The sequence below is a fragment of the Sphingomonas sp. HF-S4 genome (genome assembly GCF_032911445.1).
Lineage (GTDB): Bacteria > Pseudomonadota > Alphaproteobacteria > Sphingomonadales > Sphingomonadaceae > Sphingomonas > Sphingomonas agrestis.
The window spans coordinates 261283-276014 of record NZ_JAWJEJ010000001.1; the positions used below are offsets into that span (position 1 = coordinate 261283).

Sequence of the window (14732 nt, forward strand, 5' to 3'; positions counted from 1 at the left end):
GTGAATGGACGGGGAGGGGAACCTTCTTCCTCCCGCGCCCGCTGGGCGCGGGGAGGCGCCCGCGCATGAAGCGCGCGGTGAGGGTGCGGGCTCCTCGACCCGGTCACCCTCTTCCGCTGCTTTGCGGCTCCCTCCCTCTCCCAGCTGGCGAGGGACTTTGGGAACCCATCCCATTTTTGGAACATTTGGTATGACAACGTTGCACCGCAACACTGCGCAATCTATTAGTAGGATAAGTCGCCGCCGTTCCAACGGGTGACGGTGGAAGGAATTGCATGCTCTACGACGCTTACGAGATCCAGCGGTCGCTTCTTGCCGGCGCCAGCGCTTGGGCCAATTTTTCTGCGGGCCTGCTCAACAATCCGTCCAATCCCTTCGCCTATTTCGGCGGCGGGCCGGTGGTCGCCTCGGCGCTCGAAGTGTTCGCGCATGCCTCGGCGCCGCGCGGCAAGCCCGAATTCGGGCTCGATTTCACCACCATCGACGGCCGCCAAGTCGAAGTGCACGAGGAGATCGTGCTGCGGAAGCCGTTCGGGCAATTGAAGCGCTTCGTCCGTAAGGGCGTCGAGGGCGGTCCCAAGCTGCTGATCGTCGCGCCGATGTCGGGCCATTACGCCACGCTGCTGCGCGGGACGGTCGAGCGGATGCTGCCGAGCGCCGACGTCTACATCACCGATTGGCGCGACGCCAAGCTGGTGCCGCTCGCCGATGGGCGCTTCGACCTCGACGATTATATCGATTATCTGGTCGAGTTCCTCGCGCATATCGGCGCGGAAGGCGATCCGCGTCCGCACGTCCTTGCGGTGTGCCAGCCGTCGGTGCCGGCCTTCGCCACCGCGGCGCTGATGAGCGCGGACAAGCATCCCAATCGACCTCGGACGCTCACCATGATGGGCGGGCCGATCGACACGCGCGAGGCGCCGACCGCGGTCAACACGCTGGCGACCGAGCGGCCGCACAGCTGGTTCGCGCAGAACGTCATCGCGACGATCCCGGCGACGTACGCGGGTGCGGGGCGGCGGGTCTATCCCGGTTTCCTGCAGCTCGCCGGCTTCATGACGATGAACCTCGGCAGCCACATGGTCAGTCATTGGGAGATGTTCAAACATCTCGTCCAGGGCGACGGCGAGGCCTCCGACGCGACGATGAAGTTCTATGAGGAATATCGCTCGGTGTGCGACATGACCGCCGAATTCTATCTCCAGACGATCGACGTGGTGTTCCAGAGCCACGCGCTGCCCAAGGGCGAGATGCTCCATCGCGGGCGCCGGGTCGATCCGGCGGCGATCACCGACATTGCGATCCTGGCGATCGAGGGCGAGCGCGACGATATCTCGGGGCTCGGCCAGACCAAGGCGGCGCTGACCATCGCCACCAAGCTGCCGGCCAAGCTCAAGAAGTACCACATGGCGCCCGAAGTCGGCCATTACGGCATCTTCAATGGATCCAAGTGGCGCAACCGCATCGCGCCGGTGCTCGAGGACTGGATCGCCGCGCACGGCTGAGCCGAACCGGGCTTGGGCTTCGATCCTTTCACTCCTCCCCTTGCGGGCGAGGCGTAGGCTCTCAATCGTAGGCCGTGACCAGCATGCTCCAGACGAGCAGCGCCAGTCCGCCCCAGACCGCAACGACGATCAGCACGCCGGCCCAGCTCACCGGGCGGCGCGCGGCGATCTCGGCCTGGGCGCGGTGCTCGGCGAACTGGGCGGAATCGATCATCTTCTCGAACAGCCACACGCCGATCGGGATCAGGATCGCATCGTCGAGCAGCCCGAGGAACGGAATGAAGTCCGGGATCAGGTCGATCGGCGACAGCGCATAGGCCGCGACCAGCAAGCCGAACAGCTTGGCATATAGCGGCGTCCGGGAATCGCGCGCGGCGAGCCACACGGCGTGCGCCTCGATGCGGATACGATGTGCGAGCGAGGGCCCCATGTCGCAAGGTTCGCGCGGCCGGGCCCCGCGGTCAATGGCGGATCAGCTCTCCGCCGTCGTGCCGACCACGGCATGACTCCCTTCCTCGCCGCTCTTGATCGTGCCGCCGAACAGCATCTTGAGCTTGCCGCTTACCGACATATCGGTTTCCCACAGCTCGGCGCTGTCGATGTCGAAGCGGAGCAAGGCGAGGTTGGGATCGTCCTTGCCGCCGGGAAACCACGCCTCGACATGGCTGTTCCAGAGCTTGTCGATCTGGGCGAAGTCGTTGTCGATCGCGGCGGTGCCCGCGAAGCAGGCGAAATAGTCGTGCCCCTTGGACACGAACTGCGCCATCGCCGCGCCGCCCTTGGCCAAGCGATTGTCCTTGCCGACGAAGAAGAACAGCGTGTCGACCTGGTCCTCGTCGAGCTGGGCGGTGAGCGGGATGCTGTGGCCGCCATCGTGCAGCCCGATCATCACGAACGGGCTGTCGGCCAGCTTCTTCCAAAGGTCCTTCTTGAGTTCGGCGGTGTCGGCCACGGTATCGTCTCCCGATTTGCGTTCGGGAGAGTAACGGCGCGGACGTTCAGGCGTTCCCCAATGCCGCCGCCGCGCCGAGCAGTTCCAGATCGTTGCGGTTGACCAGCGCGGCGGGCACTTCGGTAAGCTGGCGGCGAAACGCGGCCTTGCCTTCGAGCCGGCGGCGGAAGCCGGGGTCCATCAATTGCGGCTGCAGCGCGCGCGCGATCGCGCCGGTGAGGAACACGCTGTCCCATGCGCCATAGGCAAGCGCGAGATCGCCCGCGAAGCTGCCGAGATGCTCGACGAACATGCGGACCACCGCGGTGCAGATCGGATCCCGGCCGATCCCGCGGGTGACGTCCTCGGGCTTGTCGAGCTTCCTGCCGCCCGACAACGCCTCATAGGCGAGCAGCAGGCCGGGGGCGCTGAGCAGGGTTTCGACGTCGAAATGCAGGCCCTTGGACGTGCAGTAATCGGCGAACTTGCGCTCGTCGGGCGTCGAGGCGGCGAAGGACATGTGCCCGGCTTCGGTCTGGATCGCGCCGAGCTTGCCGTTGCTGGTCACCAGCGCCGCGACGCCGAGTCCGGTGCCGGTGCCGATCACGACATAATTGCCGCCGGGCTCGACGAGCCGCGGGGCGGGGCCCTGAAGCGGCGTGAACGCGGCGATCGGCAATTGGGTGAGCGCGAGCGCATTGGCGGCGCATTCGTTGAGCGCGCGCGGGCGCTGGCGCAGCACGGCCTCGACGCCGGAGAGCGAGATGTACCAGCGGCTGCCGGTGAGGTTGATCAGGTCGCCGCGCACTGCGCCGGCAACGGCGAGCACGCTCGGCAGCCGCGCCTCCTGGAGCCCGACGCCGTTCAAATAGGCGACCAGCGCGCTGGTGAAGGTCGGGTGCTCGGCCGTCAGGAACTTGCGCACGTCGCGTGGCATCATGCCGGCGTCGCCGCCGGTCAGGCCAAATCGAACCGATTGGCGGCCGATATCGGCCACCAGTGCTACGTCTCCTGCCACTCGCGGCCCCTCCTGTGCGGCACCCTTGGCGGATGCTCTGACGCTGGTATCGCTAACAGACGTTACGGAATCGACAATGCGAAAAATCGGCGCGCGTTGCGCGTCGCCAAGTTCGGCGGCAGACTAGTAATCGGCGGCAATTCCGCTGCTGACAGAAAGGTGAGCCTATGTTGTTCGCCGATCTGTGCCTGTTCTTGGCAGTCCTCTTTGCGTTCGCGACGCTTGTCGTGAAGGTCATCGAGGTATCGCGAAAGGATTAGGCACACGGGCGGGGCTCGGGCTGACACTCGAGCCCCGAACGTTTGAGCCCCGGGCGCTGACACTCCCGGGGCTCACAGAAAGGCGCCTATGTCATCGCCTGCATCGTAGATAACACGGCCAGCGCAGACTTTCAATTACAGCACTTCGAACAAACCCGCCGCGCCCATGCCGCCGCCGACGCACATCGTCACGACGACGTACTTCGCGCCGCGCCGCTTGCCTTCGATCAGCGCGTGGCCGGTCATGCGGGCGCCGCTCATGCCGTAGGGATGGCCGATCGAGATCGCGCCGCCATTGACGTTGAGCAGTTCGTTCGGGATGCCGAGCTTGTCCTGGCAATAAAGCACCTGGACCGCGAAGGCCTCGTTGAGCTCCCAAAGGCCGATATCGTCCATCTTGAGGTTGAAGCGCTCGAGCAGCTTGGGGATCGCGTAGATCGGGCCGATGCCCATCTCGTCGGGCTTGGTGCCCGCCACCGCCATGCCGACATAGCGGCCGAGCGGCGTCAGCCCGCGCTTCGAGGCGACCGACTCCTCCATCAGCACGCTGGCCGAGCTGCCGTCGGAGAGCTGGCTGGCGTTGCCCGCGGTGACGGTGCCATTGGGCAGCACCGGGTTGAGGCCCTTCAGCCCCTCCAGCGTGGTATCGGCGCGGTTGCCTTCGTCCTTCGCCAGCGTGACTTCCTTCTGGCTGACTTCCTTGGTCTCCTTGTTGACGACGTTCATCGTCGCGGTGACCGCGACGATCTCGTCGTCGAACTTGCCCGCGGCCTGCGCGGCGGCGGTGCGCTGCTGCGACTGGAGGGCGTATTCGTCGCAGCGGTCGCGGCCGATGCCGTAACGCTGGCCGACGATCTCGGCGGTCTGGAGCATCGGCATGTAGATGTCGTTGTGGAGCGCGAGCAGTTCCTTGTCGGGCTCGACGCGCATCGCCGGAGTCTGGACGAGGCTGATCGATTCGACGCCGCCGCCGATCGCCACGGCCATATTGTCGGTGATGATCTGCTTGGCCGCGGTGGCGATCGCCATCAGCCCCGACGCGCACTGGCGGTCGACCGACATGCCCGCGACCGTGATCGGCAGCCCGGCGCGGAGCAACGCGTTGCGCGCGATGTTGCCCGCCTGGCTGCCCTGCTGGAGCGCGGCGCCGAACACGACGTCGTCGACCTGTGCGGGATCGATCCCGGCGCGCTCTACCGCGGCGCGGATCGAATGGCTGGCGAGGGTGGGGGCGGGGAGCGCGTTGAACGCCCCGCGATAGGCGCGGCCGATCGGCGTGCGCGCGGTGGAGACGATGACTGCGGAGCGGGACATGGTTCTTCCTTCTGGTTTGCTATCAGACGTAAATCAGCGCGATCCACTCGGCGACCAGCGCGGGCTTGGCTTCGCCTTCGATCTCGAGCGTATATTCCTGCACACGTTCCCAGACGCCGGGCTTGCGCTCGACGAACTTGCGCAGCCGGAACCGCCCGCGCACGCGGCTGCCCGAGCGGACGGGCTGCATGAAACGCACTTTGTTGCCGCCATAATTGACGCCCATCTTCGCGCCTTCGATCGACGGCGCTCCGGACTTGGCGGCGAGCATCGGCATCAGCGAGAGCGACAGGAAGCCGTGCGCGATCGTCCCGCCGAACGGGGTTTGCGCGGCGCGCTCGGGATCGACATGGATGAACTGGTGGTCGCCCGTCGCTTCGGCGAACTGGTCGATCATCGCCTGGGTGACTTCGACCCAGTCGGACACGTGTTCCGCGCCGATGCTCTCGGCCATCTGCTCGACGCTGATCGAACCCGCTGTCACTCGCGCCATCCTCCCGGCCGCTTTCGCCGCGGCTCCGCCCCATCTAGGGAGAAGGAGGGGGCTATCGCAAGCCTCACCCAACCGTGAATTTGAAAATGCCCGGCGACGTAGCGTTCGGCTCTTGTCCAGTGAGCGGACCCGATGTTCGAAAGCGCCTGCTGCTGGGCGAATCGCCTACATGCTGTGGACGTGGAGGATGTTGCCGTCGGGATCCTTGAACCAGATCGCGCGGAAGTCGCCCTTTACATGCACGCCGTCTTCGACGCGATCGAAGCCCTCGGGATACTCGTCGAGCGTCACGCCCTTGCCGCGCAGGTCGGCGGCGATCGCGTCGACCTCGTCGCCCGCGCCCCACACCACGGCATTGGCCTTGTTGGTGCCGGCGAATTCGCTTTTGTAGACGGTGAGCGAGGTGTCGCCGGTGCTCAGCGCGAACACCTCGCCATGATCCTCGGCAATCGGCAGGCCCAAGGTCTCGGTGTAGAAGCGTTTCGCCGTGGCGACATCGCTGCACGGTACGATTGCATTCGAACTGCGGTCCTTGAGCATCGTCCTCTCCTGATGGGCTATCTCTCGCCGTCGTCCTTGTCGACGCGCATCACCGGCTGGACGTCGGGATAGGGCGGGATCAGCGTGCCGTCGGGCGCGGCGGTGTAGCTGGTCTGGGTGGGATAGGCGAAGGCGATGCCTTCCTTGGCAAAACGGCGCAGCAGGGCGGTGGCTATGCGGTTGCGGCCCGGATGGGCGATGTCCCAGTCGAAGGGATATTCGAACTGGAATTCGTAATCGAGCGTGCTCGCGCCGAAAGCGGCGAAACCGTTGCGCACGACGTGCGCGCCCTCGGCCTCGCCGATCTCCTTGAGGATATCGGGGATGCGGTCGAGCGTGTCGGGATCAGTCTCATAGGCGACGCCGAGCACCATCGTGATCCGGATCTTGGTCCGGTCGCTGATGTTCTGGATTTCCTTGTCGAGCAGCTGGCGGTTCGAGATCACCCGCAGCTCGCCGTCGAACGAGCGGATGCGCGTCGACTTGAGCCCGATCGCCTCGACGGTGCCGGTGGTCTGGTCGTACTTGATGTTCTGGCCGACGCGGAACGGGCGATCGAAGATGATCGACAGCGCCGCGATCAGATCGCCGAAAATGCCCTGCGCGGCGAGACCGATCGCGATGCCGCCGACACCGAGACCCGCGACCAGGCCGGTGACGTTGACCCCCAGATTGCCGAGCACCATCACCAGCGCGATCGCGAACAGCGCGAAGCTCACCAGCAGCCGGACGATGCCGATCGCGCTGGCCATGCCCGATCCGTGCGCCGCCTCGCCCATCGTGCGGTGTTCGATCAGCCCGAAGATCACTTCGCGCACCCAGATCGCGCCCTGGAACACCGCGGCGATCGTGAACAGGAAATTGGCGGTGGTTACGACAAGCGCGGGCGGTTGGGCATAGCCCACCACGAGCCGTATCGCGGTCATCAGGATGAAGAAGTTGCCGGTCTTGCCGACCGCGCGGCCGATGATCGAATACCAGTTGGCAACGCCGTCGCCGCGCCGGCACAGCTTGAGCCCCCAGGCGCGGACGAAATGCATCGCGAAGACGATCGCGACGGCGATTCCCGTCGCGACCGCGATGTTGAACCAGTGGACCTGGAGCCAGGCCAGCGAATCCTGGACGAAGGTGCCGGTCTGGGCTTCGAAGGCCTCGCGCTTGGCCTTGGCTTCGGCGGCCTCGGCGGCGGCCGCCGCGGCGACGTTTGCGATATTCTGGATGCTCATGCGTGCGTCAGGCTGCCTTGGCTTGCGGGGCGGCGTCGGCCTCGAGGAAGGCGATCAGACCGCGTTCGAAACGATTGAGGTAGCGGGTGTTGCGGGGCAGTTGCAAGGCGGCGCGGAAGCCTTCCTGCGCGGCCTTGTCCTTGGCGAGGTCGATCAGCCGCGGATGGACATAGGACTTCCGCGCGATCGATGGCGTGTTGCCCAGCGCTTCGGTCACCGGCTCGAGCATCGTCTTGAGCCCGACATAGGAATCCGCGCAGGCAAGCGCCTCGAATGCGATCACGCTGGCGCCCCAGGTGCGGAAGTTCTTCGCGGTGAAATCGTCCTTCATCGCCTCGCGGATATAGCAATTGACGTCGGTCGAGGTGACCGGATGGCTCTCGCCGGCCTCGTCGACCCAGCGGAAAAGGTGCTGGCCAGGCAGGTCCTGGCAGCGCTTGACGAAGCTCGACAGCGTCCGGTCGGTAATCGTCATCACCCGCAGCTTGCCGGACTTGGCGCGGAACTGAAGCTTGAGCGTCTGGCCCTTCACCTTGACGTGGCGCTTCCGCAGCGTCGTCGCGCCGAAGCTCTTATTCTCCTGGGCATAGGCCTCGTTGCCGACGCGAATCGTTCCGAGATCGAGGAGGCGGACGACTGCGGCGACAGCCTTTTGCTTGCACAGCCCGCGCAGCTTGAGATCGGCTTCGACCTGCTCGCGCAGCCTGGGCAGCTTGTGGCCGAAGCCGGCGCAGCGATCGTACTTCGCCGCCTCCTGCGCCTCGCGGAAGCCGGTGTGGTAGCGATATTGCTTCCGGCCCTTGTCGTCCCATCCCACCGCCTGGATATGGCCGGTGGGATCGGGGCAGAACCAGGCATTGCTATAGGCCGGGGGCAGGCCGATCTTGTTGAGCCGGTCGATCTCGTCGCGATCGGTGATCCGCGCGCCATCGGGATCCCAATAGCCCCAGCCGTGGCGCACTTTGCGGCGCGTGATTCCGGGTTCGTGATCGTCGACATAGACGATGGCGTCGAGCGTCATCGGGCCTCCTCGCTTGGTCGGATGAATGCGCGGGCCCGTCGCTTCGTTCCGGAACCTGCGGCGGGGGGAAGCGGTTGGGCGGCGGAACTCCCCAGAAAGACGAGAGGATTTCCAATGGTCGCATTGTCCCACGCGCGCGTGCTTCTGCTCGCCACCGACGGTTTCGAGCAATCCGAACTGTTCGAACCCCGCCAGGCGCTGCTCGATGAAGGCGCGCAGGTCACGCTGGCATCGCTCAAGTCCGATCCGATTACCGGTGAGAAGGGCGGCGAAAAGGGCGATAGCATCACCCCCGACATCACCGTCGATAAGGTCGATACCGCGGACTATGACGCGCTGGTGCTGCCGGGCGGTGTCGGCAATCCCGACAAGCTGCGGATGGACAGGCGCGCTGTGGAGATCGTCCGCGAGTTTTCCGAAGCCGGCAAGTTGATCGCGGCGATCTGCCATGCGCCGTGGCTGCTTATCGAGGCCGATGTCGTTGGCGGCAAGCGTGCGACAAGTTGGCCATCGTTGCGGACCGACCTGGCGAATGCGGGCGCGAGCGTGCTCGACGAGGAAGTCGTGGTCGACGGCAACCTCATCACCAGCCGCAATCCCGGCGACATCCCCGCGTTCAACCGCGCGATTATCGACTGCCTGGCGAAGGAACCTGCGACCGCCTGAATGACAGGCCATTGATCCGGCGCTGCGCGGGGCGCTCTATCCAATGATAGAGCGCCGCCGAGCTGGCGAGCACCAGCGCCAGGTACAGTGCGATCAGCGCCGGACCGACGGCGTCCGCATCGCGGACGAGCGCCAGCTTGAACGCGTACCAGAGCAGGAAATGGCCGAGATAGGTCGCGTAGCTGACCTCGCCGAGATAATGGAGCACGCGACCTTCGAGCGGATTGCCGGGCCGTCCGGCGGTCAGCGCCAGCGCGCACAGGAGCGCGGCGAAGGCGGCAGGCACCGCCAGCGTCTCGGGCAGGCCCATGGCCCAGCCGCCGAGCAGGGTGGCGCCGGCAAGCATGGCGACCAGCGCGGGGATGCGCGGTCGCGCCTGCCAGCGCAGCCAGAGCGCGCAGACCGCGGTGCCGCAGGCGAATTCGAGGATGCAGCGGATCAGCCCGAGCCGCGGGATCTGGTCGCCGAGCGTCGCGGCGCCCTGCAGCGCGAACACCATATGGAGAAGCGCCAGCAGCGCCGTAATCGCCGCGAGGATCGCCGGCGTCGGCACGCGGCGCCAGTCGACCGCCAGCACCAGCAGCGGAAAGAGCAGATAGGCACCGAGTTCGCACGAGATCGACCAGGCCGGGTCGTTCCACGCCAGCGCATCCGTGAACCCCCAATTCTGCAGCAGCCCGATATGCAGCGGCAGTTCGGCGAGCGGGAATTGCGGCGCCGGTCGCCCGGTCGCCAGCAGCAGCAGCGCGAGCAGCAGCCCGAAGCCGAGCATCGCAAGGTGCAATGGCCAGATTCGCGCGATCCGGCGGCGCAGGAACTCGGCAACGGCGCCGCCTCGCACGCGCTCGGCCCAGCTCAGCCAGATGACGAAGCCCGAGAGCAGGAAGAAGAAATCGACCGCGAGATAGCCCTTGGCGAGCACCGCCTCGGCGCTGGCGGGCAACCCGGCGATCGACAGGCGGATGTGATACAGCACCACCAGCCACGCCGCGATCCCGCGGACCGAGGTCAGCGCGCGAAGCTCGGCCTTCATGCGACCGCGGGCCGCGCCTTGCGCAGCGGCCGCCACGCGCTCTCGGCGCGCTTGCGCGCGGCATAGGTGTCGAGCCCGATCTGCGCGCCGATCAGCATGTAGACGAACGGCTGGAACGCGATCGCGATGAACACCGCGCCGAGCAAATAGATGACGTGCGCGCTCTGCAGGGCAGATGCGAGCGGGCCGATCCATTCCTGCCCGGGCTCGGCTTTCCGGTAGCGCCGCCGCAGCATTTCCATGCGGAACAGCCCGGCCAGGTTGATCGCCAGCCAGATCGCCAGCCCCGGCCAGCCCTGCTCGCCGAGCATTTCGAAATAAGCGCTGTGATAGGCGCGCGCCTTGTCGACCTCGAGGCTGCGGTCGATCTTGGCAGTGGTGCCGTCCTCCTGCTTGGTCGCGACCTTCTCGTAGCGGATCTGGTTCTGGCGATACGCCTCGAACCCGCCGCCCATCGGGTGGGTCTTCACATAGTCGAGCGTCCACTTCCACACCGCGATCCGCGTGGAGGCCGAGGCATCGGCCTCATAGGTTTTGATCGTCTCCATCCGCTCGGTGAACGACGAGGGGAGGAAGGGGACCGCGGCCAGCCCCATGCAGCCCAGCGCGGTAAGGTAGAGTATCTTGCGCTTGGCATCGCGGATCATCAGCAGCGCGAGCAGCCCGATGCACAGCAGCCCGGTGCGTGTCGAGGTGCCCACCGGGATCAGCAGGCAGGCAAAGATGAGGGCATAGCTGAAGGTCTTCACTTTCCAGTCCGGCGCGAAGATCGTGCCGTGGCGGGTGAACCACACGATCAGCGGGATGATCGCGATCGCCACCGTCGAGATCGTCGAGCCTTCGTAGAGCCCTGAATTGTTGGTCACCATCAGGTTGAGCTCGCCATATCCGCCGCCCGAACCCACCGTCTTGATCCCGCCGACGATGATGATCGAGGCGGCGCTGAGCACCATGAACAGCAGCAGCGATTCGATCCGCAGCCGGGTGCGCAGCGTCAGCGGCAGGAAGGCGGCGAAGGCCAGCGCCTTCCACACCCATTCCCATTTGTCCTTCGCCTCGATCGGGAAATCGGCGTGGAGCGTGGTGTAGAAGCAATAACCGAGCAGCAGCACGATCAGGAACTGTCGCGGGGCGACGCGCGTGTCCTTCTTGTCGTCGATCGCCAGCCAGCCGGCGACGGCCAGGCCCACGGCGATCATCGAGATCGGCACCGAGTTGAGCAGGAGATAGGTCAGCCGCTGCGGCGAGACGATGTCGATATAGGCATAAGCGAGCACGAACAGGAACGGCCGGCGAAAGCCCGTCGCGAGCAGCGCTGCCAGAAAGGCGACGAAGGCGAGGTCACGCATCGGGCTTGCCCCATCGGCTGGGCTTGGCCTTGGACTCCTGGTCGCGCGGCCCGGCCTCGCGGTCGAGGTCGGGCCGGCGCAGCAACAGGAACGCCGCGAGCAGCATCAGCCCATGCGAGAGCCCGAGCGCAAAATTGTCGATCATCTCCGCCCGCGCGCTCCTTTGGGGGAGCGGTGTAGCGGGGTTGGGTTGATGGGGCGTAAACTAGGGTGCGCCGCTCAGCGGAGGCGCCGGAAGTGGAAGTTGCGGACGAACGGCTCGCCGGCGCTGCCGACATCGGCAGCGGACTCGGTCATTTCCTTGCCGTCGGCCGAGATAGTGTAGACGCGGACCGATCCCAGCGCCTTGTTCCTCGCCAGATTGAGGACGAGGACGTTGGGTGCAGGCGTATGTACCGCGGCGCTGTCGGCTTCGGACAGATCGCCTTCGCTGGAGACCATCTTGCCGTCGCGGCGATATTGAATGGCCATGTGGCGTACGCTGTCGTCCGGCGCGGTGATGTCGACTTGAGTGCGCCATTGGCCCGCGCCCACGTCCTTGAAGACGAAGGTCACGCGCTTCGGGGGAGGGCCGTAGCTATCGGGCATGCGAGCCAAATCCAGCTCCCATTCGCCGAGAAAGGGCGATCGCTCCGTTGCCGCGACCGACGGACCGGCCGGCTGGGCGACTGCGGGACTGGCGACCAGAGAGACCGCGAGTGCCACGAGCGACAGGGTTCGGATCGAAGGATGCGACAGAGACATGAGTCTTTCTCCTGACTGCGAGGGGCTAGACCACCGCCTCGATCCGCTATTGGCTACATATGTAGATTTAAGAGTCAATCGCCGTTGACAGATAAATCTACATATGTTGTATTTCCTGCATGGTTCGCAATCGACGCCCCTCCAAGCAGATGTGCCTCCTCCTTGAGGCGATGTCCGCGCAGCGTCAGCAATGGCGGCATGGCTATGATCTGATGAAGGAAACCGGCCTGTTGTCGGGCACGCTCTATCCGCTGCTGATGCGGATGACCGAGCAGGGGCTCGTCGAGGCCGAGTGGCACGAACCGGTGCAACCCGGCCGCCCGCCGCGGCACGCCTATCGGCTGACCGCCGCGGGCTTCGCGCTTGCGCTGGAGACCACGCACGGACGTGGAGCCCTTCCCTCCACCGGAGCGTTCGCATGAGGATGTCGGTCTCGCGCGCCGTGATGGCATTGGCGATCTGTGCGCTCGGTGAAAGCCGCCGCGAATGGGCACGCGCGATGCGGGTCGAGTTCGACGCGGCGGCAGAGGATGGCCGGCCGCTGCTGTTTGCGCTCGGCTGCCTCGCGGCGGCGGGGCGGGAATTGCTCACGCGTGAAGAGGGGCGCTTCGTCCTCACCAATTATGCGCTGGCTTTGGGATTGATGCTGCCGATGGCCGCGCTTCAAATCGGCTGCGCGCTGCTCGGACTGCCCTATCTCTATGGGGGCCAGGGCGGGCTTCGCGGCGCCTTGATCGACGGCGGCACCCAGGAACTGCTGCTGCGCAGCGTGTATCAGGCGGCAGTGCCGTCGCTCTCGCTGCTGCTGCTGCTGGTGGGGATAGGGCATCTGCGCATCGCCTGGGCGATGCTCGAACGCGATTGGTCGTGCGTGATGCGTATGGGATCGCTCACCCTGGCGGCGGCGGCGACGCTGATCCTCTTCATGGCCGCGCTCTTCCTCGACGGCAGCCAGGCGCTGCTGCAGGCGACGATCCTCGCCATCGAACTGGCGACCGTCGCGGTCGTGGCGCGCTGGCATGCCCAGCTCGCCCCGCCGCTGGCGGAAGACCTGGCCAGGTAGACCCCGCCTCTTCGCGGCGAAACTTTGACCCTGCGAAAACAGGAGCGATGACTCATGCCTGATCTGCATCCGCGCCTTCGGACCCTAAGCCTGGGGCTGGCCGGCACCGTGGCGCTCCTCGGCGGCGCGGCCACGGCACAGCCCGCCGCCCCGCGCTGCGCGATGCCAGACGCTGCTGCGGGCGGACCGAGCAACGCGCATACCCGCATCGTCGACACCGGACTGCGCCCGCCCGTGATCCAGCGGGGGGAGAAGCCCTACCGCCTTGCAGATCGGATGCGTGCCTACGACGTGCCCGGCGTCAGCGTCGCCGTGATCCACCGCGGCAAGCTCGCCTGGGCGCGCGGCTGGGGGCTGCGCGACGCCGCGACTTGCGCGCCCGTCACGCCCAATACTGCCTTTCAAGCCGCCTCGATCAGCAAGGTCGCGACCGCGATGGTTGCCCTGCGGCTGGTCGAGCAGGGCCGGCTCGGGCTGGATCGCGACATCAACCAGTTCCTGCGGTCGTGGCAGTTGCCGCGCGATCCCAAGCTGGCGCCTGAGGGCGTGACGCTTCGCCAGTTGCTCAGCCACACCGCCGGGCTCGGAGTCCACGGCTTCGCCGGCTATCTGCCGGGTGCCCCGCTGCCAACGCCTGTCCAGATCCTCGAAGGCAAGGCGCCGGCGAACAGCCCTGCGGTACGCAGCACCCAGCCGGCCGGCGGTCAGTGGACCTATTCGGGTGGCGGCTATGTCGTGGCCCAGCTGGCGTTGTCCAATGTGAGTGGCATTCCGTTCGCGGATCTCGCCGATCGCGAATTGCTGCGCCCGCTCGGGATGACGCGCAGCGCCTATGCCCAGCCGCCATCGCCTGCGCTGCGTGCGGACATCGCCTTCGCCCATGCTCGGGGCGTGCCGATTCCCGGCAATTATCATGTCTATCCCGAACTCGGTCCTGCCGGACTATGGACCAGCGCGAGCGATCTCGCGCGGCTGCTGATCGACGTCCAGGCGGCCGCCTCCGGTCGGTCCGGCCATCGCCTCTCGCCGGCGATGGCGCGGACGATGCTCACGCCGATCAAAGGCAATTGGGGCCTCGGGCCCGCAGTCTACCCCGACGGCGCCCGCCGCTTCGGCCATGACGGGCTCAACGAAGGCTTCCAGTCGTATATGATGGCCTATGCCGACAAGGGCGAAGGCATCGTCGTGCTCGTCAATGGCGGTCAGGGGCGGCGGCTGATCGACGAGATCGTTCGCGCGGTCGCCACCGACTATGGTTGGATCGAGATCGCCGCACCGGCAGTCGAGGAGCAGAGCCTGACGCCCGCCCAGCGCGCCCGTGCAGCCGGGGCGTTCGAAGGCGCCGGGCTCATGGTTACGCTGGAAGCGCGTCACGACGGGCTGTTCGCCCATACCGACGCGCCGGCGCCCGAGCGCCTGATGGCACTTTCCGCGACGCGCTTTCGCAGCGAGCAACGCGGCCTCGTCGTGCAATTCGCACCCGACTTCGAAGGGTTCGACATCATCGAAGGCGGTCCGCCGCTCCATTTCGTCCGCGCGAAGCGGCCGGCGGCGCCGCAGCCTTGAAGG

At 66.3% G+C, this 14732-nt stretch carries 17 protein-coding genes; 5 read left to right on the forward strand and 12 right to left on the reverse strand.

The window, feature by feature from the left end; all coding sequences use genetic code 11:
- The first annotated feature begins 275 nt into the window (after positions 1 to 275).
- Entirely contained in the window at positions 276 to 1505 is a 1230-nt protein-coding gene (locus tag RZN05_RS01285; protein WP_317224818.1) for a polyhydroxyalkanoate depolymerase, read from the forward strand.
- A gap of 61 nt (positions 1506 to 1566) precedes the next feature.
- Here RZN05_RS01285 and RZN05_RS01290 read toward each other — a convergent pair whose 3' ends face one another.
- The 8 genes from RZN05_RS01290 to RZN05_RS01325 form a co-directional block, all read right to left on the reverse strand.
- A complete protein-coding gene (locus tag RZN05_RS01290; protein WP_317224819.1) occupies positions 1567 to 1935 on the reverse strand; it encodes a YkvA family protein in 369 nt (122 codons plus the stop codon).
- Between the two features lie 42 nt (positions 1936 to 1977).
- The gene (locus RZN05_RS01295) at positions 1978 to 2457 is read right to left on the reverse strand and encodes a pyridoxamine 5'-phosphate oxidase family protein (protein WP_317224820.1); all 480 of its coding nucleotides are present in this window, start codon (positions 2455 to 2457) and stop codon (positions 1978 to 1980) included.
- A gap of 46 nt (positions 2458 to 2503) precedes the next feature.
- On the reverse strand, positions 2504 to 3454 hold the full coding sequence (locus tag RZN05_RS01300) for a glucokinase (protein ID WP_317224821.1): 951 nt from the start codon (positions 3452 to 3454) through the stop codon (positions 2504 to 2506).
- 395 nt (positions 3455 to 3849) lie between these two features.
- Positions 3850 to 5028 carry an acetyl-CoA C-acyltransferase gene (locus RZN05_RS01305; protein ID WP_317224822.1) on the reverse strand — a complete coding sequence of 393 codons (1179 nt, stop codon included), beginning with the start codon at positions 5026 to 5028 and terminating at the stop codon, positions 3850 to 3852.
- A 22-nt stretch (positions 5029 to 5050) separates the two neighbouring features.
- Positions 5051 to 5521: a MaoC family dehydratase gene (locus tag RZN05_RS01310; protein ID WP_394804766.1), complete on the reverse strand. Its 471-nt coding sequence runs from the start codon at positions 5519 to 5521 to the stop codon at positions 5051 to 5053.
- A gap of 165 nt (positions 5522 to 5686) precedes the next feature.
- Complete coding sequence (locus RZN05_RS01315) at positions 5687 to 6061, reverse strand: VOC family protein (protein ID WP_317224823.1); 375 nt, start codon at positions 6059 to 6061, stop codon at positions 5687 to 5689.
- Between the two features lie 17 nt (positions 6062 to 6078).
- Positions 6079 to 7287, reverse strand: coding sequence for a mechanosensitive ion channel family protein (locus RZN05_RS01320; protein ID WP_317224824.1), 1209 nt, complete (start codon positions 7285 to 7287; stop codon positions 6079 to 6081).
- 7 nt (positions 7288 to 7294) lie between these two features.
- Entirely contained in the window at positions 7295 to 8308 is a 1014-nt protein-coding gene (locus RZN05_RS01325; RefSeq protein WP_317224825.1) for a DNA topoisomerase IB, read from the reverse strand.
- A gap of 114 nt (positions 8309 to 8422) precedes the next feature.
- Here RZN05_RS01325 and RZN05_RS01330 point away from each other — a divergent pair, with 114 nt between their 5' ends.
- The gene (locus RZN05_RS01330; protein ID WP_317224826.1) at positions 8423 to 8974 is read left to right on the forward strand and encodes a type 1 glutamine amidotransferase domain-containing protein; all 552 of its coding nucleotides are present in this window, start codon (positions 8423 to 8425) and stop codon (positions 8972 to 8974) included.
- Here the strand turns inward: RZN05_RS01330 and RZN05_RS01335 are convergent.
- The 4 genes from RZN05_RS01335 to RZN05_RS01350 all read right to left on the reverse strand — a co-directional run bounded on the left by RZN05_RS01335 (position 8937) and on the right by RZN05_RS01350 (position 12100).
- A complete protein-coding gene (locus RZN05_RS01335; RefSeq protein ID WP_317224827.1) occupies positions 8937 to 10007 on the reverse strand; it encodes an acyltransferase family protein in 1071 nt (356 codons plus the stop codon). The two genes, RZN05_RS01330 and RZN05_RS01335, sit on opposite strands and share 38 nt — an antisense overlap.
- Positions 10004 to 11356, reverse strand: coding sequence for a putative O-glycosylation ligase, exosortase A system-associated (locus RZN05_RS01340; protein WP_317224828.1), 1353 nt, complete (start codon positions 11354 to 11356; stop codon positions 10004 to 10006). The genes RZN05_RS01335 and RZN05_RS01340 overlap by 4 nt, the downstream gene beginning before the upstream one ends.
- On the reverse strand, positions 11349 to 11501 hold the full coding sequence (locus RZN05_RS01345; RefSeq protein WP_317224829.1) for a hypothetical protein: 153 nt from the start codon (positions 11499 to 11501) through the stop codon (positions 11349 to 11351). The genes RZN05_RS01340 and RZN05_RS01345 overlap by 8 nt, the downstream gene beginning before the upstream one ends.
- A 74-nt stretch (positions 11502 to 11575) precedes the next feature.
- Complete coding sequence (locus RZN05_RS01350) at positions 11576 to 12100, reverse strand: hypothetical protein (RefSeq protein ID WP_317224830.1); 525 nt, start codon at positions 12098 to 12100, stop codon at positions 11576 to 11578.
- A gap of 119 nt (positions 12101 to 12219) precedes the next feature.
- Here RZN05_RS01350 and RZN05_RS01355 point away from each other — a divergent pair, with 119 nt between their 5' ends.
- From RZN05_RS01355 to RZN05_RS01365, 3 genes are read left to right on the forward strand one after another with little or no spacing between them, the layout of a single operon-like run.
- Entirely contained in the window at positions 12220 to 12522 is a 303-nt protein-coding gene (locus RZN05_RS01355) for a PadR family transcriptional regulator (protein ID WP_394804767.1), read from the forward strand.
- Complete coding sequence (locus tag RZN05_RS01360) at positions 12519 to 13163, forward strand: hypothetical protein (RefSeq protein WP_317224831.1); 645 nt, start codon at positions 12519 to 12521, stop codon at positions 13161 to 13163. The genes RZN05_RS01355 and RZN05_RS01360 overlap by 4 nt, the downstream gene beginning before the upstream one ends.
- 54 nt (positions 13164 to 13217) lie before the next feature.
- Positions 13218 to 14729 carry a serine hydrolase domain-containing protein gene (locus RZN05_RS01365; protein ID WP_317224832.1) on the forward strand — a complete coding sequence of 504 codons (1512 nt, stop codon included), beginning with the start codon at positions 13218 to 13220 and terminating at the stop codon, positions 14727 to 14729.
- Positions 14730 to 14732 lie beyond the last annotated feature (3 nt).